The organism is Gordonia sp. 'Campus', assembly GCF_022206305.1.
Classification (GTDB): Bacteria; Actinomycetota; Actinomycetes; order Mycobacteriales; family Mycobacteriaceae; genus Gordonia.
Genome location: NZ_JAKOIW010000007.1, coordinates 221888 through 245315, shown reverse-complemented (window position 1 = coordinate 245315; position 23428 = coordinate 221888). Strand labels below are relative to the sequence as shown.

Below are 23428 nucleotides of genomic sequence, written 5' to 3'. Positions count from 1 at the left end.
GGTAGGGGCTCGGTGCGTGGTGGACGTCGTGTGGCGCGGACGCGTCTCAACCGACCGGGTCGATGCGCTGCACCCACACCGTCGGCCCATCGGTCAGGGTGAACTGCGCGCGGACAAAGGCGCTCCATCGGCGGGCGTACAGGTCCGAGAGCTGTGCATCGCTCGTGCTGCAGGTGAGCGGGCGGCCCTCACGATGCACACGTGCCACGACGGGGTCCACCAGTTGCGCCAGGATTCCCCCTCCACGGTGATCCGGATGGATGAGGACGAAGATGACGCGAATCGGATCGTCGGCGACGGTTGACTCCGCGGACTTCTGCTGCAGTTCGTTGAACCGATGCGGAAAACCGTCGAGCTCGCGAATGCGGCGCCGGGTGCGCTCCTTGAGATCGTCGTCGATGCGTCCGGACTCCTCGGTGTTGTCGGAGACGGCGATCAGCGCAATCAAGACGCCGGCATCATCAAAGATGCCCCGCAGGCCGTGCAGATACTCGACGAAGAGTATCTCGCCGTACCAGCGATATGCGTCCGGCTCAGCGTCGTCACCGATCAGCCACCGGTACATGGGAACCTCGCGTAACCCGTCCTGCAGCAGGTCCAGCGCAAGGTCGAGATCCGGAAGCGAGAGCGGTCGAATCGTCATCGTGCCTTTTGACTCATCAGGTCGCGTCACGGGTTCATACCAGCACACCGCGTCGACTTCCTGCCACGCCGGGACCGCGGCGGGACAGGAATCCGCGCACGCCGAGCCAGCCGAATACATTTCACCCAGAATTCAACTGCTTCTGCGGAGGACAGGCCAAGTGGGGTGCGGTATGGTCAGCCGCGTTGCTGTCTTCGAGACGGAACGACGCGCGACACAAAGAGTTTGTCGACAACCCATGAGGAGATTGACATGTCCGACGCCATCAGCATTTCCTGGATTCGCCTGTACCTCGAGGAAATCGTCACCGATTCCGATGGCGACGACGGCTTCGGTTCGTACGCGGCGGAGTAATTCGGACTGATTCGCGACCAGCCCGGTACGGGCGACTCGCGAGCCTCACCACAACTTCATCTTCCGACCGGGAGGGTGCGCTTTCTTTCGAGAGCTGACATTGAACTCAGACTCTTCCCGGGACGGCTCGAAATGATCGAGTACCGTCGGCTGTGTCACCGCCATGGAGACTCTGCGGTGTACTCGAAATCAAATGTGACGAAGGAGAACAACATGGGCGAGATCTACGGCGGAAGCATCCAAGAAGCGATCGCGGCACTCTTCAGTGGGTCCGACGACAATTACGGCGATCCGGTCGACTGATCCGGCTCACACCGGCCCGGCGGACTTCCGTCGGAACACGCGGTCACCTGACGCTGCAACAGCCAATCGGCTTCCGTAGCAGCGCCATCGACCGACAGACATTCCAGCACCACCACTCGTAGGAGACCGACATGGCCACTGGCATCGAAATCAACCTGAACGAACTCTTCAAAGAGTTGCAGAGCGGTTCGGCAGACTCCGACACCGCGAACTGACCGTTTGCAGTTCAGAAACCGCCCTCGGCCACGGCCCGGGGCGGTTTTTGTTGTTTGAAGTCCGCTCATCGCGGACGGGGGCCAGCGAGATCAGTGTGCTGACGAGCACTCGGAATTGCTCCGTCGTTCATACATCGACCACGTGCCGTGACCGCAATATTGTCGAATATCGTACAGTCTGCGATGTGAACGTCGATGGTTTTGTTCGACGTCCACGTTCGGCTGTTTCCACACGACGAAGGAGTTTCCATGGCAGAGATCATCCAAGGCGCAATCACTGACGCTATCGTCGAGCTGGTCACCGGGTCGATTGAATCCGGCTCGGACGACGCTGCCACGTAATAACGTCGCGAACACACCGCCCCGCGGATTCGGCCGCGGGGCGGCTGTGTATTCGGCGCAACCTCTGGGCGGTCACGATATATGCGATGGTTCGCCACCAATTGACGATGCATCGACACTTGCAGCGCGCGACCGGAACGATTGCCGCGTCTGTACACTTCTGAACAACTTCAGCGCCGCTGGTTGCCCTGCGGATCGATTTCCGCCGAACGACTCATCCATGCGCGGTCGGCCATGGTCGTACAACCGGGAGTAGCCTCACCAGATGCCCGTCACCCGCTCATTGAGCAAGGATGAGGTACGAGCGTTGCTCACCCTCATCTCGGACGCGGTCCGGACCACCCCGGCGGCATGCATCGGCTTCCTCGTCTTCCAGATCGCGTCGGTGTTCACCACTCTCGCCCAGCCGGCACTCAACGCAGCGATCATCGACGACGGCATCCTGCGCGGCGACATCGAGACCATCAAACGCGTCGGCGTCATCATGGTGATCGTCGCCGCGGTCAACCTGGTGGTCTCGCTGGGCGCCACCTACCTGGCCTCACATATCTCGGCGACCGCCGCGCGCGACCTGCGGGCGCGGCTGAACGTACGCGTCAGCTCGTTCACCGATCCCCAGGTTGCCCGACTGGGACTGTCGAGCCTGTTGACGAGGTCAACCGGCGACGTGGGTCAGGTGCAAGGGTTCCTGTTCATCAGCCTCACCGTCGTGGTGACCGCTCCGCTCATGCTGTTCGGCGCCCTGGTCCTCTCGCTGGCCCAGGGGTGGCGGATGGCGCCGGTCATCGTCATCGCGGGCATCCTGCTGGTACTCCTCGTCGCGCTACTCGTCCGCCGGCTGGTCCCGTGGGCCGCCCGCCTGCAACGGCGCCTCGATGTCGTCAACCGGGTGCTGCGCGAACAACTCCGCGGGATTGCCGTGATCCGGACCTTTCGCCGGGAGGACCGCGAACGTGCCCGCTTCGCCGTCGAGAACGACGAGTTGACCCACACGGCATTGCAGCTGGGCCGTCTCCAGGTGCTGATGCTGCCCGTGGTCACGATCGTCTCGAACCTCGCGGTGGTCGCGGTCACCGCACTGGGAGCCGTCTTCGTCGATCGCGGCCAGATGCAGATCGGGCAGATCACCGCGACCGTCGGCTATCTCGGGCAGATCCTGCTCGCGGTCTCGCTGTTGACCGTGGTCGCCGGGATCATCCCGCGCGCGGTCACGAGCGCGGGGCGCATCACCGAGGTCCTCGACACCGAGATCCTCGACGCCGGGGATCCGGGGACGGATACGCCGTCGAACCCTCCGACGATCGTCTTCGACAAGGTGACCATCGCTTACCCCGGCGCCGAATCCCCCGCCGTCGACAGCATCTCGCTGATGTGCGCGGCCGGGAGCGTCACCGGCATCCTCGGCGGCACCGGCAGCGGCAAGTCGACCCTGCTCTCCCTGCCACTGCGATTCGCCGACCCCACCGGCGGGCTGCTGCGTTGGGACGCCGACGACGTCACCGGCCTCGCCCCCGCGTGGATCCGTGCGCGCAGTGCCTATGTCGGTCAGGGCGCGGCCCTGATCTCCGGGACGGTGGCCACCAACCTTCGTCTCGCCCGACCCGATGCATCCGACGACGACCTGTGGGCCGCACTGGAAGTGGCCGCGGCGGCGGAGTTCATCACGACGCGGCCGGGGGGGCTGGACGCCACGGTTGCGCAGGAGGGACGCAATTTCTCCGGCGGGCAGCGTCAGCGACTCGCACTGGCGCGCGCCGTGCTCCGCCGGCCGTCGCTCTACATCCTCGACGACCCGTTCAGCGCCCTCGACGTGGACACCGAGTCCCGCATCATCGAACAACTACGGACCACCCATCCCGACGCGACCGTGCTCATCGCCGCACAGCGGGTGTCCTCGGTCCGGCACGCCGACGTCATCGCCGTTCTCGACGCGGGTCGCATGGTCGATGTCGGGACCGACGAGTCCCTGCGCGCCCGCAGCGACATCTACCGGGACATCGCCCACGCGCAGGCGGTGACCAGTGCTTGACGAGAAATCGCGCCCGGCGGCTCCCGCACGCGCGACGCCGCCGCTTCCCGGAACATCCTCCGGCACAACGCGATCCCACATACCGACGGCAGGCTCGGGAGGAGGTGGCCGAGACGGTTCGTTGCGATGGCTGATCGGCCAGCTCCATCTCAGCCGCGGTCGTGGGGTGGTCATCTCGCTGTTCGCCATCCTCGCCGCGGTGGGCAGCGTCGTCGCACCGATCCTCTTCGGGGCGATCACCAATGTCATTGTCGACGGCACCGTCGGCGACTCGACCATGAACTGGCGTCTGTTGTGGACTCTCCTGGGCACACAGATCGCCGTCTTCGCGGTGGTCGCGGTCCTCGGTCTCACGCAGGGCCAGATGCTGACCGTCGCCGTGCAGCGTTCGGTGGCAGGTTTGCGTGAACGCATCGAGGACAAGATCCATCGTCTGCCGCTGCGCTACTTCGAGAACACCCAACGCGGTGCCCTCGTCAGCAAACTGACCGCGCACACCGACAATGCCGCCACCGTCATCGCACCCGTGCTGGTCACCGTTCCCACCAACGCGTTGACGCTCGTCGTGGTCACCGCCGTGCTCTTCGTCATCTCCCCCGTGCTGGCGGCCGTGGCGCTGGTGGCGGCCCCGGTGTCGGCAGTCGCCGCCGTTCTCCTCGCCCGGCGCGCCCGCCCTCATCTCGAAGATCGATGGACCACCACGGCCGCACTCACCGGGCACATCGAAGAAGAACTGAGCGCCCGACGAACGCTCCAGGCGTACAACGCCGAAGAGGTCTCGGCCCGCCGATTCGACGACCTCAACCGAAAGCTGTTCACCTCCGTCCGCGCGGCGCAATGGACCGGCGGCTCACTGCCACCTGTCCTCACCGCGGTCAACGCGCTGGTGTTCCTCGTACTCGCGGTCCTCGGCGGCATCATGGTGGTCGACGGTCACCTGAGCCTCGGTGCGGCACAGGTCGTGGTGGTGTTCTCCCAACAGCTGACGAGCGCGGTCCGCGAGCTGGCCGGATTCGTGACCAAGGTGCAGTCGGGCACGGTGTCGGCGAGCAAGGTACGGGAGGTGCTCGACGCCGCGGAGGACCCGGGCGCCGACACCGACGTCGCTGTACACGCGCCGCCCGGACGACATGCGCGACCTCCCGAGATCGTCTTCGACGACGTGGGTTTCGCCTACGAGGAGGGCAATCCCGTCCTCGACTCGGTGAGCTTCCGAATGGCACCGGGCACCACCACGGCCGTGGTCGGGACGACCGGGTCGGGAAAGACCACTCTCACCAATCTCCTCCAGGGGTTCTACACACCGACGCACGGTTCGATCACCATCGACGGCGTGGACATCGCCGACCTCGGACCGCAGCAGGCACGCGCGCACATGGCCGTCGTCACCCAGGAACCCTGGTTGTTCACCGGGACGGTGCGCGAGAACATCGCCTTCGGCATGGACGAGTCCGACGACGTGTCCGGGGCGCTCGAGGACAGTCATGCGGCACAGATCGTCTCGGCCCTGCCGAACGGTGTGGACACCGTCATCGGCCAGGAATCGGAGAATCTGAGCGCCGGCGAGAAGCAGCTGGTGACCGTGGCCCGCGCGATTGCCGCCGCGCCGCAGATCCTCATCCTCGACGAGGCGACGAGCGCCGCGGACCCCCGCACCGAACTGCTCGTGCAGCGCGCGCTGCACCGCCTGCGCGCCGGGACCACGACCCTGCTGATCACCCATCGCATGGCCACCGCAGCGCTGGCCGACACCATCGTCGTTCTCGACGATAGGGTGATCGTCGAAGCCGGGACCCACCGAGAACTGGTCGCCGCAGGCGGGATCTACGCCCGCAGGTGTGGCCTGGGCCCGGGCACCGGGACTCCGATCACGGGTGATCTCGAAACGGGTACTGAGCCATGACAGAGACGACCGACCGAGTGCGCGCAGGCGCGGGCTCGCCATCCCCCGAGCAGGAGGAACACATGTCCAGCAGCTGGCGCAGATTCGGCATGGCCGCGGTGGTGGCCCTGAGCATCACACTCGTCGCACCACTGAGCGGCGGAGCGAACGCGGCACCGCGACTGGTGAGCCCGGGCGTCGCGGGTGAGCGGGTGACCGACATCGTCGTCCATTCGGATGCGATGAACCGCGACGTCCCGCTCACCGTGATCAAGCCGGCCGACGAGTCGAAGCCACGCGGCGTGCTCTATCTCCTCAACGGCGCGGGCGGCGGCGAAGATCGCGCAAACTGGCTGGAGAAGACCGACATCGTCGAGTTCACCCGCAACAAGAACCTGTATGTCGTGATCCCCAACGCCGGGCAGTACAGCTACTACACCGACTGGGAAAAGCCCGACCCGGTCCTCGGCGTACACAAGTGGTCGACTTTCCTCGGCAAGGAACTGCCGCAGGTGGTCGACGCCACCTACAACACGTCGGGCCGCAACGCGATCGGCGGGATCTCGTCGTCGGCCACCTCGGTGCTCAACCTCGCCATCGAGCATCCGGATCTGTACCAGGCAGTCGGTTCCTACAGCGGTTGCGCCACGACGTCGGATCCATTCGGGCAGGAGAACATCCGGCTGGTGGTCGAGATTCGCGGCAACGGCGACGCCACCAACATGTGGGGGCCGTACAACGGCCCGGGCTGGCGCAACCACGATCCGGTGGTCAACGCGAACAAACTCCGCGGCAAGCAGCTCTACATCTCGAATGCCGGCGGCCTACCGGGACAGTACGACACACCGCGGTACGTCAAGGATCTCGACACCCTCGCCGATCAGATCGTGGTCGGTGGCGTCATCGAGGGCGGTACCCTCGTCTGCACGGTCCAACTGTTGAACCGTCTCGGGCAGTTGAACATTCCGGCGACGGTCGACCTGCCCCCGACCGGCACTCATTCGTGGAAATACTGGCAGGACCAGCTCCACCGGTCATGGCCGTTCTACGAGCGCGCCATCGGCTGACCGCCTGAATCGGCCCTCGATCCGACGAGTCGTCGCTCCTCGAAGCCCCCGTCACGCAACTCGATCCGACGGTCCGCGATCGCCAGGACGCGCGGATCATGGGTGATGAGCAGCGTGGTGCGCGTGGACGCCACCGCCGCGAGCGGTTCGAGGATCCCGGCGACGGTCTCGTCGTCGAGCCCGGTGGTCGGTTCGTCGAGGATCAGCAGCGGCCGGTTCCGAACGATGGTGCGCGCGAATGCTATGCGCTGCTGTTGGCCCCCCGAGAGGTTCTCCCCGCGTTCGGCGATCTCGGCGTCGAGACCTCCGGGAAGGGCGTCGATGAACTCCATCGCCCCGGCGGCGTGGGCCGCCGCGGTGATGTCGGCCCGCGTCACGCCCGGGCCTCCGAATGCGATGTTGTCGGCGATGGTGCCGCGCAGGAGCGCCGGACGTTGATGCAGCACCGACATCTGTGCTCGCACCATCTCGAGACTCATCCGGCGGATGTCGTTGTCGTCGAGACGGATCGAACCGGCGTCGGGGTCGTACAGCCGCAGCAGCAGGTAGGTCAGCGTGCTCTTGCCCGCGCCGCTCGGCCCGGTGACGGTTACGACCTCACCGGGTGCCACGTCGAGCTGCGCGTCGTCGAGGACACGCTTCGCCGACCCGGGATAGGCGAAGCAGACGCCGGTCAGCGTGAGGCCGACTGGAGGCGGAGCCGCGGTGTGGGCGAGTGCGTACCCCGGATTGCCGGTGTGGTCCTCCGGCCGTTCGGCGTCCTCGGCTCCGGACTCGCCGACGCCCATCGGGGCGTCGAGCACCTCTGCGACGCGCTCGGCACTTGCGGTCGCCGACGTCACCTCCACGACGAGACCGCCCAGCGTCTGGATCTGCGGGTAGAGATAACCGAGGTAACCCGTCAACGCGATGAGCGTGCCCAAGTCGGCCGCGCCGGTGGAGATCTGCCACGCACCGAGCGCGATGACAGCGATCATGCAGAGAACCTCGACGATGGTGACCGCCTCGCCGAAAGCCGCATCCGCCCTCACCTCCGACATACGCGCGTCGCGCCACCGCCGGCTCTGCCGGAGCACACGACGACGGTCACGGGTGACCTGATTGTCGGCGACGATGGCCAGGGAGTTGGCGATGCCCTCGGCCACGAGCGAGCTGATCTGTCCCGCGGCGTTGCGTTCGTTGCGGGCAGCGGATTTCACGATCGAGCCGAACCGGCGCGCGATCAGCCACAGCATCGGGGCGAGCACCGCGGCGACAGTGGCGAGCTGCCAGTTCGTCACGAAGGCGGCCGCGCCGTAGACCGCAAGACTGATCCCGGCCACGGAGCCCGTCACGATGCCCGACGAGAGGAGACTGTCGACGGCCTCCACGTCTCCGGTGTTCCGGGACACCAGATCGCCGGTGCCGAAACGTCGACGCGCGTGCGGAGCCAGGCGCTGGGTGTGGGCGTAGAGGCGGTCACGAAGGCGGAGTAGCAGGGTCTCGGTCACTCCTCCGGTCAGCATGCTCCCGGCGAAGGATGCCGCCGCTCCGGTCAGCGACGCACCGACCCAGATCATCAGCGGGCCCACGAGAGCATCGAGGTCGCCGGTGACGAGTACGTCATCGACGATGTGGGCGAAGACGGCCACCGTGATGACCGTGGTGACCACCTGGAGGAGATGGCACCCGATCGCCGCGACCAGTCGCCACCGCAAACCGGCGAGCAACGGTGCGAAGCGGCGCGCCGTCGCGATCACCGACAGCGTCGGCGGCCGCGTGTCCCCCACCGTTTCCGTAGCGCGGTCCACGTCGGTCGGCACACTCACCCTCGATCACTCCCTCAACGGCGGCATCGGCACCACCGCGGTCGAGGTTAGAGCGTCGACCCTGTGAAAAGGACCCTGCGAGAGGCGGTTACAGCACCCTCACAGACACCCGACAGCAGACACACAAACACCGCGGGGCGGGAACCCTGTCGGATTCCCGCCCCGCGGTGTAGTACGAGAGAAGCTGTCAGCCGATGCTGAACGGCTTGCCGTTGAGCGCGACAACGCCCTTCACGGCGTCGGTGCTGACGGTCACCTGGATGAAGGCGCGAGCAGCGGCGTAACCGGCGCAGCTCTCGACCTTGAACTGCTCCTGGCTGTAGACGACGCCGCCCTTGTTGCCCTTGAACGTGTAGGCGTTGACTTCGTAGCCCTTGTACGACTTGTCGTCGCCCGAGGTCTCGTTGATCAGCCACTGACGCTTGACCTCGCCCGGGCCGAGCGAGAAGCCGCCGCCGACCTCTTCACCGTCGAGACCGCCACCGACGGTCACGTTCGACGGGTCGCTGTAGTCGATGCCGCCTGCGACACCGGGCACGCTGACCTCGCCGCCACCGAAGTTGACCTGGCAGCCGACGTCGTAACCGACCTTGACCGAGCCGCCCTCGGCCTTGCCGCCGACGGTGACGCGAACCTTGCCCGACAGCCACACCTCACGGGTGGTGGGGACGTTGCTGATCGGACGCTGGACGTTGACGTACTCGTCGAACAGCTGAACGGTGACGGGGGTGCCGTCGACCAGGGTCTTGGTGATGGTGCCGCCTGCCAGGGGGCCGGCGGTGGCGCCACCGGCGCCGAGGCTGGTGAGGCCCATCGCGACGGCACCGGCGAGACCGGCCGCCGCAACCACGCGACGCGTGATGTTCTTCTTCATGATTCCCCTTCGTGGAATATCGATCTGCTCAGGGCAGACAAGTCAGGAAAAGCTGGTTTATCTGAGCTGATCAGCCGATGGTGAAGGGCTGGCCGTACAGGGTGGACTGGATGAGGGTTCCCTCGCCGCTGACCTTGCCGTCGTCGGTGCTGTAGCCCTTGGCGCCGATGGTCTTGACAGCCGAACGGGCCGAGGCGAAGCCACCGCACTGGTTGAGGTTGAACGAGAGCTGCGACAGCTGGACCGCGGCGACACCCGAATCGGAGAAGTCCTTGTCGGTGATGTCGACAACCGCGACCTGGCCGGGCTTCAGCGGGAGGCCGAGCGAACCGGACAAGGTGGTGGCGGTGAGGCTGATCGCGCCGCTGAGGTCGAGCGTGATCCCGCTGACGTCCACCTGGCAACCGACGATGTACTTCACGGCGAGGTTGCCGCCGACGCCTGCCGAGGCCTTGCCGGAGTAGGTACCCGAGATCACGAAACCGCGCGAGGCAGGGTTGTTGGCCACCGTCGGGATGGGGTACGCGCTCTCGGCGGTACGCCACGTCTGGATGGACTCGCCGTCGATACCGGTGGCGTTCTTGTAACCATTCGGCAGCTTCGCTGCCGACGCCTCGCCGACACCCATGCCGGCCAGGCCCACGACCGCGGCCGAGGCGATCGCGACCGCGCCCGCGGCGCGGCGCAGCCCAAGCTTGCTGAACTTGCTCATTCGTTCCCTCTCACAGGATTCGGCTGATACCCCGCGGAATGCACTCACACCCGCAAGTCATGACCCTCGACGTTCGATGGGCTTCCACACAGTTACCACTAAGCACGCTCTTACGCATGTCTTAGCCGTCGTTAAGAATCCATCGAAATCCTGGTCACTGCTGCGTTGTCACTCGCGACAGATCGCAGGACCACCCTCAGTCCCCGACTTTGGGGACCCGAGCGTTGTCGAGCCGAACGTTATCGGAGGGGTCTCAAGTGGGGCAACAGGAGGACTCAGGCGTGTCACGAACAGGCCACGCACCATAGTGAATGCGAAATCCGCCAGCTATCGAAAGTGCAAAGTTAACGACAGGAAAACACGCTGATGCGCGTATGTGCGGCGTTGCGCTCGTTATTCGTAATGCGGCGGCCGTTGGGCTTCGAACCAATCCTTAGAGCGGCCTGTGTGACTTTCGTCACTCTCGTCGGAGGTGACGTCGGGTAGCACGTTCCCGAACACGGCGTCGAGCCGCCGACGGCGGTCCGCACGACGCCGCGCGACCCCGTCGGCGCTGCTCACGGCGGATTTTTTCGCGTCGTCAGGGTCGGTCGTCATGGCGTCGGTCGCCCCCTCGAACGTTCTGTAGCACCCCGTTAACCTGGGGTTTTCTTCGTATTGCTGAACAGATTTCGCTGGCAACAAACCAGCCGAGGTCAGAACTCGCTGATGGCCTCGATGACGTGCTTGGCGAGCGGGGCCGCCGTCGCCATGCCGTCGCGCACCGCCGCTCGGGAGTTGGCGATGTTGACCACCAGCGTCTGACCGGAGATTCCGGCCAGCCCGCGCGAAAGTCCGCCGTCGGTGGCGCCGGCCGCCAAACCTGAGCTGCGTACCGCCTCCTCGATCCCCCGGAGTCGCCGGTCCAGCAGCGGCTCGGTCGCCTCGGGGGTCACGTCACGTGCCCCGACGCCCACGCCGCCCACCGACACCACGAGATCGACTCCGCCGATCACGGCGGTGTTCAGCGCATTGCGGATCTCCACCTCGTCGCCGGACACCACGACCGCGGCGTCGACATGGAATCCGGCCTCGGCGAGCAGCTCGCTGACGAGCGGCCCGAGGAGGCGCTGGTCCTCACCGTGGGCCGCCTCGTCGTCGACGACGACCACCAGGGCGCGGCCGACCTCCTCGCCCTGCGGTCGGTGGGTGGCCTGTTCGTGGCGGGCCACGAACTCGCGCGCCGCGGCGTCGGCGGCCACCACATCGGCGGGATCGACCGATCCCTGGCCCCCGGTGAGACGGACGTCGAGAGAGTTCTCGTCGAGGTCGCTCCCGGTGGAGATGGCGGTGTTGCGCGAACCAGCGTCGGACATGGCAGGCCCTTTCTGAGTGGGTCGGACCGTCGGAACGGTCATCGTGCTGGGCTGACCCGGCGCGGGAGGCGACGGTACAGCGTCTATGTAGTTGTCACCCGGCGGTTGATGACCGCCGCGGTTCACGTCACCGGACCTCGAGCGTTCCCAGCTTCACCTGAGCGGTCTTGGTCGCCCCGTTGTCCTCGTAGGTGACGGTCACGGTGTCGCCGGGAGCGTGCGAACGGACCGCCGCCACCAGTGCATCACCCGAGGAGATCACGCGTTCGTCGACCTTGGTGATCACCGCGTCGTTCGGGATCCCCGCCGCGGCCGCCGGCCCACCCGGGGTCACCGCCGTCACGACGGCGCCGGGAGCGTCGGAGCCGCCACTGGGGCGTACCGACACACCGATGTTCGCGTGGCTCGCCTTGCCGGTGCGCTCGAGTTCCCTGGCGACCCGGATCGCCTGATCGATCGGGATGGCGAATCCGAGGCCGATGCTGCCCCCGGCCTGCTGCTCGCCTCCGCCCAGGGTGGCGATGGCCGTGTTGATGCCGACGAGGGCGCCGCGCGCGTTCACGAGGGCGCCACCCGAGTTGCCGGGGTTGATCGCCGCGTCGGTCTGGATGGCGTCGATCACCGAGGTCGTGTTGGTTCCGGGATCACGTGAGGTCAGCACCGGACGGTTGAGCGCGCTGATGATGCCGGTCGTGACGGTGCCCGCGAGACCCAGTGGCGAACCGATCGCGATCACGTCCTGCCCGACGGCGAGGTTGTTCGAGTTGCCGACGGTGATGGCGGTCAGGTCGTTGCGGTTGACCTTGATGACCGCGATGTCGGAGATCGGGTCGGCGCCCAGCACACGGGCCTCCGCCCGCGAGCCGTCGGAGAAGTTCACCGCGACCTTCGACGCCGGGCCGTCGCCCCCGGCGCTGACGACGTGGTTGTTGGTCATGATGACGCCGTCGTTGCTCAGGACGACGCCCGATCCGGACCCCATCGCACCGCCGGCGGCCACGTCGATGGAGACCACCGAGGGGATGACCCTGGCGGCGACTTCCTGCACGGAACCCGCGGGGGCCGCGACCGGCGTCGTGGTGTTGTTGCCGGGATCCCCGCCGAGCGGTCCGCTGCTACTGCTCGAGCCGTTGTCGTCGTCGGCGAGGGTGTAGCCGGCGACGCCGCCCGCCCCGCCCGCGACCAGTGCCACGATCAGTGCCCCGGCACCGAGTGCGGCGAGTCGTCCACCGCTCTTCTTCTTGGGCGGGGTCTGCGGTTCCGGAGTGGGTCCGCCGAAGGACTGTGGCGTCCCGGGCCGTGAGCCGAACGGCGTCGACGACGGCTGGCCGTAGGGGCTGCCGAACTGCCCCTGGGGCGGGAACGGACCCGTTCCGGGAGTGGAGTAGGGCTGATTGACGTACGCCTGATTGGGGTTGGACGGGTTGGCATAGGACGACGTCGGCGCACTGCTGCCGCCGAAACCGGATCGACCGCCCGGCGCCGGGAACGATCCGGAGGCCGGCCCGGCCGATGGCCCGGAGCCCTGCGGTCCGGACGGGTTGCCGCTGCCGTGCTGGGTGCCGCCCTGCTGGTTCCCGGCACTGTCTCCTGCACTGTGCTGACCACCGCCGTGCTGGCCACCGCTGTGCTGGCCACCCCCGTAGGGACCGCCACCTTGCGAACCGCCAGTCGTCATCTTCGTCTCTTCCTCGTCGATCCGGCCGCTGTGCCGGTGTGGTGTCTTCCGATGGCTGGGACGGGGCCGGAACACCTCGGCCGTCGTACCCTGACTGCGCCTCCGGTCAACCCTAGGTGATCGATGACCAGGTCACACCGGGTGCGCACGCAGCAATTCGTAGTCGTGCCGGGTGGCGATCGGGGTCCGGTGTCAGGCGCTTCTCCTCTACTGACGAATCACCTGGGGAGATGGTTCCGCGGCCGTCGCACGACCCGGCAGCGTCATCCGGATGAGCGCGCCGCCGAGGGGTGAGGTGTCGGCGGCGACGCGGCCGCCGTGTCGTTCGACCACCTGACGCACGATCGCCAGTCCCAGACCCGATCCCGGCATCGACCGCGACTGCGTCGATCGGTAGAACCGCTCGAAGACCAGTTCGCGGTCCTCCTCCGGGATCCCCGGTCCGGCGTCGGCGACGATGAGTTCGGCGCTCGACATCCCGACCTGCGTCAGGGCGACGCTCACGGTGCGGCCCGGCGGACTCCACTTGGCCGCGTTGTCCAGCACGTTCAGCACCGCACGCGACAGTCCGTGCTGTTCGCCGAACACGAACCACGGTGAGAGGTCTACGTCGAACTCGACGTCGTTGCGGCGGCGTCGAACTCGTTCGAGTGACTGCTCGACGACCTCGGCCAGGTCGACCTCCTCGTAGATGACCTCGGGCGCATCCTCGCGCGCGAGATCGACGAGATCGCCCACCAGCGTGGACAACTCCTCGATCTGGGCCATGACGTCGGACCGCAGCTCGACCATGTCCTGTTCGGGTACCTCGCGGGCTCCCGGCCGGCTGGCGGCGATGAGCAGTTCGAGATTGGTCCGCAGCGAGGTCAGCGGGGTGCGCAACTCGTGCCCGGCGTCGGCGACGAGACGCGCCTGGCGATCCCGTGATTCGTCGAGTGCCCTGAGCATGGCGTTGAAACTGACGGTCAGGCGCGCCAATTCGTCATTGCCGGTCACCGGGATCGGGGTGAGATCGTTGGTGCGGGCGACCCGTTCGACGGCCCGGTTGAGCCGTGCGACCGGGCGCAGTCCGGCACGCGCGACCGTCGTCCCCGCCAGGGCCGCGAGAGCGACTCCGCCGCAACCCACCACGAACAACACCCAGGCCAACCGTTTCAGTGTCCGATCGGTCTGGATCAGGCTCTGCGCCAGCACAAGGGTGTTGCCGTCGTCGAGTTTGCGGGTGAGGACCCGCTGGTTGCGCGTGGTGCGCAGACTCTGCTTGTTGGAGCCGGGAACCGAAGGCGAGCGCACGATCCCGCGTTCGACGTCCTCGAACGGCACCTGCCCGATGAGGTAGGTCTCGCCGCTGGGGGTGACCAGCGCGATGGAGATGTTGGTGGAGAACACCGTTCCCGCCACCAGCTGTTCGGGCTGGTTGCGTAGGACACCGGCACGCGCCAGGGCCGCCATGCCGTCGGCGCGGCTCTCCAGTTGTTGATCGACGTCGTTGTACATCGCCCGGTAGACGACGAAATACGCCGCGGCGGCCATGAGACTCACCGAGACCAGGACGACGGTGGCAGACAGGATGGTCACACGCGTGCGCAGCGACACCGCACGCGTGAGCGGCATCGGCGCACGCATCTCCTTCTCCGCCGAACCGCCCGCACCTGCCGCATTGCCGGTCAGCGCCTGGGCGATTCGGTCGCGCAGCGGAAACCGGGCCCCGGTGGTCGGCGTCGACGCCGGGTCCGACGACCTGCCCACTAGGGCGGCGTCTCCCGCAACACGTATCCGACGCCGCGCACGGTGTGGATCAGTCGCGACTCGCCATCGGCCTCGGTCTTGCGGCGGAGATAACCGACGTAGACCTCGAGCGCGTTCCCGGAGGTCGGGAAGTCGTATCCCCACACCTCTTCGAGAATGCGGCTGCGTGACAGCACGCGACGCGGATTGGCCATCAGCATCTCGAGCAGTGCGAACTCGGTGCGCGTGAGGCTGATGGAACGCTCCCCGCGGGTGACGTCGCGGGTCACCGGGTCGAGCGAGAGGTCGGCGAACGTGAGGGTCTCGTTGTCGGCGTCGTCGTCCGGTGAGGCACGACGCAACAGTGCCCGGAGTCGTGCCAGGAGTTCCTCGAGGGCGAAGGGCTTGGGCAGGTAGTCGTCGGCTCCGGCGTCGAGACCGGAGACCCGTTCGGACACCGAGTCCCGGGCGGTCAACACGAGGATGGGCAGGTCGTCACCGGCGGAACGGAGTCGGCGACAGACCTCGAGGCCGTCGAGGCGGGGCATCATGACGTCGAGGATCGCGACATCTGGCCGGTCGGCCAGTATCTTCTCGAGTGCCTCGATACCGTCGCCTGCTGTCTCGACGCTGTATCCGTTGAAGGTGAGCGACCGTCGCAACGACTCCCGGACGGCCCGGTCGTCGTCGACCACGAGGATGCGCATGGATACAGTCTTATCCACCTCGGCTGAGATAGGGCTGAGCAACGCCGAAACCCGTGCGGTGAACTGACCATATCAGGGCTCACCTGCGGTTCCGGACCTCTTTCACACCCCGCGCGACGCCCTGTGAGGTCAAGTTGATGGATGCGTAACGCCGGGCTTCGGGTCGCGAAACATGCGGCTCCGACGCTGGGAGCCGTGACCGTCCCCGCACCCACTCGCTCCGTTGTCTCCAAATCGGTGATGACCCTCTGCGCCTACTGCGGCGTGGGTTGCGGCATGGAGATGAAGGTCGACGAGGACTCCGACCGGGTCACCAAGACGGTCGGGCGTGCCGATCACCCCACCAACTTCGGGCGTCTGTGCACCAAGGGTTCGACGACGGCCGACATGCTCGCGGCCGGTGGCCGCCTGCACACTCCCCTGGTCCGCGACGACCGCGGCGGTCAGCTCCGGCCCGCCGACCTCGACGCCGTCATCTCCGACACCGCTCGCCGACTCCGGGCGATCGTCGACGAGCACGGACCCGATGCGGTTGCGCTGTACGTGTCTGGTCAGATGTCGCTCGAAGCGCAGTATCTGTCCAACAAGTTGGCCAAGGGGTTTGTCCGCACCACCCACATCGAATCCAACTCACGACTCTGCATGGCCAGCGCGGGCACCGGTTACAAGCTGTCGCTGGGTTCTGACGGACCGCCCGGGTCGTACGAGGACTTCGACCATGCCGACGTCTTCCTCGTCATCGGCGCCAACATGGCCGACTGCCATCCGATCCTGTTCCTGCGGATGATGGACCGCGTCAAGGCCGGCGCGAAACTCATCGTCATCGATCCGCGTCGTACCGCCACCGCCGACAAGGCCGACCTGTTCCTGCAGATCAAGTCGGGTACCGACCTCGCCCTGCTCAACGGCCTGTTGCATCTGCTCATCGACGGCGGTCACCTCGACGACGAGTTCATCGAATCGTTCACCGACGGCTTCGAGCAGATGCCGGACTTCGCCGCCCAGTACCCACCCGACGTCGTCGAGGCCATCACCGGTATCGACGCCGCCGATCTGCGCGCCGCCGCCGAGATCATCGGGACCGCGGGCAACTGGATGAGTTGCTGGACGATGGGGCTCAACCAGTCGACGCACGGAACGTGGAACACCAACGCGCTCATCAACCTCCACCTCGCGACCGGCGCCATCTGCCGTACCGGGAGTGGACCGTTCTCGCTGACCGGCCAGCCGAACGCCATGGGCGGTCGCGAGATGGGTTACATGGGGCCGGGTCTGCCCGGTCAGCGGGCGCTGGTCTCCGACGCCGATCGGGAGTTCGTCGAGGACGTGTGGGAACTCCCGGCCGGGACACTGCGCACCGACGTCGGTGGCGGGACCGTCGACATGTTCCGTCGGATGGCCGACGGGGACATCAAGGCGTGCTGGATCATCTGTACCAATCCGGTTGCCTCGGTGGGTAATCGGAAGACGGTGATCGAGGGACTCGAACGTGCCGACCTCGTCATCACCCAGGACACCTTCGCCGAGACCGAGACCAATCAGTACGCCGACGTGGTCCTGCCCGCGACGCTGTGGTCGGAATCGACCGGGGTGATGGTCAATTCGGAACGGAATCTCACGCTGTTCGAGCCGGCGCTGTCGGCGCCCGGGCAGGCGATCCCGGACTGGAAGCTCATCGCCCGGATCGCCTCCGAGATGGGCTACGCCCACGCGTTCGACTACTCCAGCGCCGAGGAGGTGTTCGAGGAGATCAAACGCTTCGCCAACCCCAACACCGGGTATGACCTGCGTGGGATCACCTACGACCGACTTAGCCGGACGCCGGTGCAGTGGCCGTCCCCGCCCGTCGACGACGCTGCGCCCGATCCGTCAGACATCTCGTCCCGCAACCCGATCCGATACCTCAACGACGGTCGAAGCCAGACTCTGCACCGGCTCGACGACGGCTCGGTGCCGCGCCTGGCCTTCGCCACGCCGACGCGTCGTGCCCAGTTCTTCGCCCGGCCGCACATCGATCCCGACGAGATGCCCGACGACGACTACCCGTTCCTGCTCAACACCGGGCGGTTGCCGCACCAGTGGCACACCATGACCAAGACCGGTCGGGTCGCCAAGCTCAACAAACTCAACCCCGAACCGTTCGTCGAACTGCATCCCGCGGATGCCGAACGGATGGGTGTCTCGCCGAAGGACAAGGTCGAGGTGGCCTCGCGCCGCGGACGAGCGGTGTTGCCCGCCCGCATCTCCGACCGTGTCCGCCCGGGGAACTGCTTCGTCCCCTTCCACTGGAACGACGTCTTCGGCGAGCATCTCGCGATCAACGCGGTCACCTCGGACGCAGTGGACCCGCTCTCCCAGCAGCCCGAGTTGAAAGTGTGTGCCGTGACCCTGACCCGGGTGGTCGGTTCACCGACACCGTCACCGCACGCCGGGAAATCCGATGGCGCCTCGGAACTCGCCGTGGCGCTGGGGGTTCCGGACGTACCGCGTCCCGATCTGCTGCCCGCGGAGATGCTGTACCTGGCGGGCATGGCCACCGGACTCGAGGCCGGACGCGCCGGGGTGCCGACCGTTCCGACCGACGCTCCGCTACGAGACGAGGTCCGGATGTGGGTGTCCGGCCTCCTTGCCGGCATGTACTCGCGCGCCGAAGCAGATGCCGACTCGCCGGGGCCCGGATCCGATCCGACCCCGACGCAGGCACCCGCCGACACGGTCACCGTGCTGTGGGCGTCGCAGATGGGCAACGCCGAGGAACTCGCCGCCGAAGCCGCCGAACGCGTGAAAGCCAGCGGGCGCAACGTCGATGCCAAGTCGATGGACGACGTGGCGGTCGACGAACTGCGTGGCACCGCCCTGTTCGTCACGTCGACCACCGGCGACGGGGACCCGCCCGACAACGGGTCGTCGTTCTGGGATGCGCTGAACTCCGACGATGCGCCGGACCTGTCCGGGATCGACTATGCCGTTCTGGCGCTGGGAGATTCCAACTACGACGACTTCTGCGGTCACGGCCGAAAGCTCGATGCGCGGATCGGCGAACTCGGCGGTCGTCGGCTCGTCGACCGGGTCGATTGCGAACCCGACTTCGAGGAGACGGCCGGCGGATGGCTGAACGATGTCATCCGGGCGATCAGCTTGGGCAACAAGGCGCCGACGTCGGAGGTGACCGCCGACCGGGTCACCGTCGTCAGCGAACCGGCCGACTCCGCGGCCGCACCGTCGGTCCGCTCCGCACCGGCCTACTCGCGCAAGAAGCCGCTGATCACCTCACTCGTCCGCAACGACAGACTCAATGGAGCCGGATCGGCGAAGGACGTGCGCAACTTCGGGTTCCGGCTCCCGGCCGACACCCTGACCTATCAGGCCGGTGACGCACTCGGTGTGTGGCCGCACAACGACCCCGCACTCGTCGAGGAGTTCCTCACGCGCACCGGGCTGGACAGTGATACGCCGGTGACGGTCGGCGGCGACGCAATGCCCCTGCATACGGCGTTGCGCGAACGACTCGAATTCGCTCGCGTGACCCCGGATCTCGCGCGTTTCGTCGGCGACCGCACGGGTTCCGGCAACCTCCAGACCCTCGCGGCGCCCGGTAATCGCCAGCAGTTCAACGACTGGTCGTGGGGCAGGCAGTCGGTCGACATCCTGGCCGATCACCCCGTCGCCGCCGACGTCGAGGAGTGGATGCAGGTCCTCAAGCCGATCGTTCCCCGCTCCTACTCGATCTCGTCGAGCCCACTCGAGAGCCCGAACGAGGTACAACTCACGGTGTCGGCGGTGCGATACAACCTGTACGGAACCCCGCGCGGCGGTGTCTGTTCGACGTTCCTCGCCGACCGCGCCGAGGACGAAGTCGGTGTGTTCGTCACCTCCACCAGCCATTTCCGTCCACCGGCGGACCCGGACACCCCGATGATCATGATCGGGCCCGGCACCGGCATCGCCCCGTTCCGCGGATTCCTGCGGGAGCGAGAGGCACTGGGCCACAGCGGGAAGAACTGGCTGTTCTTCGGCGAGCAGTATTCCGCGACCGACTTCTACTACCGCGACGAGCTCACGACCATGCTCGGCGACGGCCTGCTGACACGCCTCGACGTCGCGTTCTCTCGCGACCAGGACCACAAGATCTACGTGCAGGACCGTATGCGTGAACACGGCGAAGAGCTGTACCAGTGGCTTCACGACGGAGCGCACGTGTACGTCTGCGGCGACGCCACACGTATGGCCAAGGACGTCGACGCCGCCCTGAAAGGAATTGTGGCGCAATACGGTCGACGCTCCCCCGCCGGCGCCGAGGCCTACGTCAAGGCCCTCGCCGCCGACAAGCGCTACGTGCGGGACGTGTACTGAGGAGCAGAGCACTCCACCCGCAAACCCACCACCGATGGACACATCCACCCCCCGAGCGAGTGTGGATGTGTCCATCGGTGGTGGGTTTGTCCGAGCGGGCGCGACCCTAGAGCCAGAGAACGATCTCGCCGCCTCGTTCCTCGACGCGGTGCACACCGACGCCGCCGACGTCCTCGGAGGTGCACCCTCCGTCGGCGAACCCGAAAGCGTACTGGTGCAGCGGGCAGACGACCTTTGAGAGATCGAACTGGCCGTCGGCCAGCGGTCCGCCGCGGTGTGGACACACCGCGTCCGTGGCGCGCAGCGTGCCGTCGGTGAGGCGGAACACGGCGATCTGCCTGCCGTGCACCGCGTATGCCCGGCTCTCGCCGATGTGCAGGTCCTCGACGAGTCCGATCACGACGCCCGGGTCGGCCGACACGCTCGTCATCGCACCGGCACCTGTGGCAGCGGAAGCAGCGGCAGCGCGGAGGTGAACTGTGCGGGCGACTTCGGTGCGGCGCGGTCGAGCCACGGATCGACGTAGGCTTCCACCGCCTCGTCGATCCGTTCCTGCAGGCCGGCCACCAACCCGTCACGGTCGTCGACGACGATTGCCCGGAGTTCTTCGATACCGATCCGCGGCACGAAGTCGTAGGTCCGCTCGAGCCACCTGCCCCGTTCGCGGTAGAACTGGATGAAGATGCCGCACAATCGGATCACCTCGGCAGGTGAGTCCACGGTCGCCAACACGTCTCCCTTGCGAATGTGTGCGCCGGCAGCGCCACCGACGTAGATCTCCCACTTGCCGTCACCGATCGCCACCACGCCGAAGTCCTTGCACAGGGCCTCCGCGCAGTTCCGCGGGCAACCTGTCACGGCCAGTTTGAGTTTCGCGGGTGACTCGAGGCCCTGGTACCGCGTCTCGATGTCGATGCCGAGCTGGGTGGAGTCGCCGAGTCCGAACCGGCAATAGTCGGTGCCCACACAGGTTTTGACGGTCCGGAAACTCTTGCCGTAGGCGTAACCCGACGGCATGCCGAGGTCCTCCCACACCTTGGGCAGGTCTTCCTTCTTGACGCCCAACAGGTCGAGTCGCTGCCCGCCGGTCGCCTTGATCATCGGGATCGAGTACTTCTCGGCGACGTCGGCGATCTTGCGGAGCTGGCCGGGTGAGGTGACGCCGCCTTTCATCTGGGGCACCACCGAGAAGGTCCCGTCCCGCTGGATGTTCGCATGCACACGATCGTTCACGAACAGAGCACCGGGTTCGCGCTTCCAGTCCGATCCCCAGATGATCCGCAGCAGCGACGCCACCGGCATTTTCGCGGTCGCGTCCTCGCCCCCGGGTGCGAGTTCGGCGAACACCTCACTGACCGACCGCAGATCTTGGCGGCGGATGGCATCGATGAGTTCGGGTTTGGTCAGCGGAATCGACGGGACGTACCACTCGGCGGATGCGTCCGTGGTCAGTGAGTCTCCCGCGGCGAACTCCACGATGTCGGCGACGAGACCCTTGCACGACCCACATCCCTTGCCCGCGCGCGTCTTCGCGCACACCTCCCCGACGCTGGTGCACCCCGACGCCACACAGCTCACGATGTCGCCCTTGGTGACGCCGTTGCAGTTGCACACCTGGACGTCGTCGGCGAGTTCGGCGGCACCGGTCTCGGCGCTGGGCGTGCCGAGGTCGAACAGCATGGAGATACGTTCGTCGGGCAGTGGGACCTTGTCGTCGAACGCCTGGGTGAGGAAGCTGACCTTCGAGATGTCCCCGAGCAGCATCGCGCCGATGAGCTTGTTGTCCCGCACCACCACGCTCTTGTAGACGCCGTTGCGCGGTTCGTAGAACTGGACGAACTCGTCGTCGTCGCGCTCGGGGCCCTTGACGCCCATCGCGGCGACGTCGACACCGGCGACCTTGAGTTTCGTCGTCAACCGCGAACCATGGTATTCGGCCTGCGGATTCGCACCCGTCAGAACGTCGGCCAGCACCACAGCCTGTTCCCACAGCGGCGCCACCAGCCCGTACACCTCACTGCGGTGCTGCGCGCACTCCCCGACCGAGTAGATGAAAGCCTCGTCTTCGCAGCGCATCTGGTCGTCGACGACGATCCCGCGTTCGACGACCAGCCCGGCACCGCGGGCGATCTCGACGTTCGGCCGGATACCCGCGGTGACCACGATCATGTCGGCGGGCAGCGAATCGCCGTCGGTGAAACCGACTCCCGTGATGGCCCCGCTCTCGTTCCGCAGTACCGAGGTGGTCCTCTTGCCGGTGTGTACACCCACGCCGAGCGACTCGATCTTGTTGCGCAGCACGCGCCCACCACGCTCGTCGAGTTGCTGGTTCATCAGGTGCCCGGGCGAGTGGACGACATCGACGCTGACGCCCTGCGTCTGTAAGCCGTACGCGGCCTCGAGTCCGAGTAGGCCACCCCCGATGACGACCGCTCGCACGTGATCTCGCGACGTCGCCATCTGCAGCATGCCGTTGGTGTCCTCGATGGTGCGGAAACCGAACACCCCGCGCGCGAGTTTGCCGTCGGGTTCACGCAATCCGTCCATGTTCGGGAAGAAGGTGTGCGACCCGGTGGCGATGATCAGGACGTCGAACGCGATGATGCGACCGCTTGCGCAGGTGACGGTCTTGGCGAACCTGTCGATCGACTCGGCACGGTCGCCGGAGTACAGCGTGACGTCGTTCTCGCGGTACCACGCCATCGGATTGAGCATGAGGTCGTCGTCGTCGACGCTGCTCTCCCCGGCGAGCACGTGGCTGAGCATGATCCGGTTGTAGTTGCCATACGGTTCGTCGCCGATCATGGTGATGTCGAACTGGTCGCCACCGCCCCGGGAGATGATCTCCTCGACGGTTCGCGCACCGGCCATACCGTTGCCCACGACGACGAGCCGACGCTTCTCCCGAGATCTGTCGCCGTGCTCCGCCGACTTGTCGTCGCGCATCAGAACACGACCAGCCCGAAGTCGACCACGACCTCACCACTGGCCCCTTCGGGTGCAGCGAGAACCAGTTCCAGCCTCGAGTCGGGATCCACGTCCTCGACGACACGCAGCGGCACGTTCACCGACGACCGCGCGCCCATCGGGAACATCCGCATCGGCGACCCGTCGCGCACCAGGGTGACGCAGATCAGTTCATCGGAGCTGTTGCCGCCGCGAAAATACAACGGCTGAGCCGTCATTCCCGACGGGACCACGAAGGTCAGTGAAGCATCGATCGGCCCCGGCCTGGTCAGCCCCGTGCCGGCGAAAGCGTAGACACCCTGCAGGAAATGTGGAGTGCTCGACATGCGGCCACTATCCGCGAGGCGCATGAAATGCGACTTGCCGCGGTGTTACGGCGGCGTTGTCTGGTTCTCACCGGGCCCGCTCGCC

General features: G+C 66.6%; 15 protein-coding genes. 4 read left to right on the top strand and 11 right to left on the bottom strand.

Annotated features, from left to right (window positions below; all coding sequences use genetic code 11):
- Window positions 1-46: 46 nt before the first annotated feature.
- Window positions 47-643, bottom strand: a complete 597-nt coding sequence (locus MAY35_RS10665; protein WP_238421271.1) for a hypothetical protein — start codon at window positions 641-643, stop codon at window positions 47-49.
- A 1479-nt stretch (window positions 644-2122) separates the two neighbouring features.
- On the opposite strand from MAY35_RS10665, the gene MAY35_RS10660 reads away from it, so the two are divergent.
- The 3 genes from MAY35_RS10660 to MAY35_RS10650 all read left to right on the top strand — a co-directional run bounded on the left by MAY35_RS10660 (window position 2123) and on the right by MAY35_RS10650 (window position 6835).
- Window positions 2123-3886, top strand: coding sequence for an ABC transporter ATP-binding protein (locus tag MAY35_RS10660; protein ID WP_238421270.1), 1764 nt, complete (start codon window positions 2123-2125; stop codon window positions 3884-3886).
- Window positions 3879-5789 carry an ABC transporter ATP-binding protein gene (locus MAY35_RS10655; protein WP_374237940.1) on the top strand — a complete coding sequence of 637 codons (1911 nt, stop codon included), beginning with the start codon at window positions 3879-3881 and terminating at the stop codon, window positions 5787-5789. Before MAY35_RS10660 ends, MAY35_RS10655 begins: the two co-directional genes overlap by 8 nt.
- A 62-nt stretch (window positions 5790-5851) precedes the next feature.
- Window positions 5852-6835, top strand: a complete 984-nt coding sequence (locus MAY35_RS10650; RefSeq protein ID WP_238421269.1) for an alpha/beta hydrolase family protein — start codon at window positions 5852-5854, stop codon at window positions 6833-6835.
- Here MAY35_RS10650 and MAY35_RS10645 read toward each other — a convergent pair.
- The 7 genes from MAY35_RS10645 to MAY35_RS10615 form a co-directional block, all read right to left on the bottom strand.
- On the bottom strand, window positions 6814-8643 hold the full coding sequence (locus MAY35_RS10645; RefSeq protein WP_238421268.1) for an ABC transporter ATP-binding protein: 1830 nt from the start codon (window positions 8641-8643) through the stop codon (window positions 6814-6816). The genes MAY35_RS10650 and MAY35_RS10645 overlap by 22 nt on opposite strands.
- Before the next feature lie 187 nt (window positions 8644-8830).
- The gene (locus tag MAY35_RS10640; RefSeq protein ID WP_238421267.1) at window positions 8831-9517 is read right to left on the bottom strand and encodes an MspA family porin; all 687 of its coding nucleotides are present in this window, start codon (window positions 9515-9517) and stop codon (window positions 8831-8833) included.
- A gap of 70 nt (window positions 9518-9587) precedes the next feature.
- Window positions 9588-10229, bottom strand: a complete 642-nt coding sequence (locus MAY35_RS10635) for an MspA family porin (protein ID WP_238421266.1) — start codon at window positions 10227-10229, stop codon at window positions 9588-9590.
- A gap of 695 nt (window positions 10230-10924) precedes the next feature.
- On the bottom strand, window positions 10925-11584 hold the full coding sequence (locus MAY35_RS10630) for a molybdenum cofactor biosynthesis protein B (protein ID WP_238421265.1): 660 nt from the start codon (window positions 11582-11584) through the stop codon (window positions 10925-10927).
- Between the two features lie 127 nt (window positions 11585-11711).
- Window positions 11712-13262 (bottom strand): S1C family serine protease, encoded by a 1551-nt coding sequence (locus tag MAY35_RS10625; protein WP_238421264.1) that lies wholly within the window; start codon window positions 13260-13262, stop codon window positions 11712-11714.
- A 207-nt stretch (window positions 13263-13469) separates the two neighbouring features.
- Window positions 13470-14957, bottom strand: coding sequence for an ATP-binding protein (locus MAY35_RS10620; protein ID WP_374237942.1), 1488 nt, complete (start codon window positions 14955-14957; stop codon window positions 13470-13472).
- 53 nt (window positions 14958-15010) lie between these two features.
- Window positions 15011-15697: a response regulator transcription factor gene (locus MAY35_RS10615; protein ID WP_238421263.1), complete on the bottom strand. Its 687-nt coding sequence runs from the start codon at window positions 15695-15697 to the stop codon at window positions 15011-15013.
- A gap of 240 nt (window positions 15698-15937) precedes the next feature.
- Here MAY35_RS10615 and MAY35_RS10610 point away from each other — a divergent pair, with 240 nt between their 5' ends.
- On the top strand, window positions 15938-20050 hold the full coding sequence (locus MAY35_RS10610) for a bifunctional nitrate reductase/sulfite reductase flavoprotein subunit alpha (RefSeq protein ID WP_238421302.1): 4113 nt from the start codon (window positions 15938-15940) through the stop codon (window positions 20048-20050).
- 106 nt (window positions 20051-20156) lie between these two features.
- Here MAY35_RS10610 and MAY35_RS10605 read toward each other — a convergent pair whose 3' ends face one another.
- From MAY35_RS10605 to MAY35_RS10595, 3 genes are read right to left on the bottom strand one after another with little or no spacing between them, the layout of a single operon-like run.
- Entirely contained in the window at window positions 20157-20480 is a 324-nt protein-coding gene (locus MAY35_RS10605) for a Rieske 2Fe-2S domain-containing protein (RefSeq protein WP_238421262.1), read from the bottom strand.
- Entirely contained in the window at window positions 20477-22996 is a 2520-nt protein-coding gene (gene nirB, locus MAY35_RS10600; RefSeq protein WP_238421261.1) for a nitrite reductase large subunit NirB, read from the bottom strand. Before nirB ends, MAY35_RS10605 begins: the two co-directional genes overlap by 4 nt.
- Window positions 22996-23343 carry a molybdopterin oxidoreductase gene (locus MAY35_RS10595; RefSeq protein WP_238421260.1) on the bottom strand — a complete coding sequence of 116 codons (348 nt, stop codon included), beginning with the start codon at window positions 23341-23343 and terminating at the stop codon, window positions 22996-22998. The genes nirB and MAY35_RS10595 overlap by 1 nt, the downstream gene beginning before the upstream one ends.
- Between the last annotated feature and the right edge of the window lie 85 nt (window positions 23344-23428).

What these genes read in the sequence shown, in the direction of transcription:
- MAY35_RS10665 (WP_238421271.1), bottom strand. Translation starts at nt 643, where the DNA reads ATGACGATTCGACCGCTCTCGCTTCCGGATCTCGACCTTGCGCTGGAC.
- nirB (WP_238421261.1), bottom strand. Translation starts at nt 22,996, where the DNA reads ATGCGCGACGACAAGTCGGCGGAGCACGGCGACAGATCTCGGGAGAAG.
- MAY35_RS10625 (WP_238421264.1), bottom strand. Translation starts at nt 13,262, where the DNA reads ATGACGACTGGCGGTTCGCAAGGTGGCGGTCCCTACGGGGGTGGCCAG.
- MAY35_RS10635 (WP_238421266.1), bottom strand. Translation starts at nt 10,229, where the DNA reads ATGAGCAAGTTCAGCAAGCTTGGGCTGCGCCGCGCCGCGGGCGCGGTC.
- MAY35_RS10605 (WP_238421262.1), bottom strand. Translation starts at nt 20,480, where the DNA reads ATGACGAGCGTGTCGGCCGACCCGGGCGTCGTGATCGGACTCGTCGAG.
- MAY35_RS10660 (WP_238421270.1), top strand. Translation starts at nt 2,123, where the DNA reads ATGCCCGTCACCCGCTCATTGAGCAAGGATGAGGTACGAGCGTTGCTC.
- MAY35_RS10615 (WP_238421263.1), bottom strand. Translation starts at nt 15,697, where the DNA reads ATGCGCATCCTCGTGGTCGACGACGACCGGGCCGTCCGGGAGTCGTTG.
- MAY35_RS10640 (WP_238421267.1), bottom strand. Translation starts at nt 9,517, where the DNA reads ATGAAGAAGAACATCACGCGTCGCGTGGTTGCGGCGGCCGGTCTCGCC.
- MAY35_RS10630 (WP_238421265.1), bottom strand. Translation starts at nt 11,584, where the DNA reads ATGTCCGACGCTGGTTCGCGCAACACCGCCATCTCCACCGGGAGCGAC.
- MAY35_RS10650 (WP_238421269.1), top strand. Translation starts at nt 5,852, where the DNA reads ATGTCCAGCAGCTGGCGCAGATTCGGCATGGCCGCGGTGGTGGCCCTG.
- MAY35_RS10595 (WP_238421260.1), bottom strand. Translation starts at nt 23,343, where the DNA reads ATGTCGAGCACTCCACATTTCCTGCAGGGTGTCTACGCTTTCGCCGGC.
- MAY35_RS10610 (WP_238421302.1), top strand. Translation starts at nt 15,938, where the DNA reads ATGACCCTCTGCGCCTACTGCGGCGTGGGTTGCGGCATGGAGATGAAG.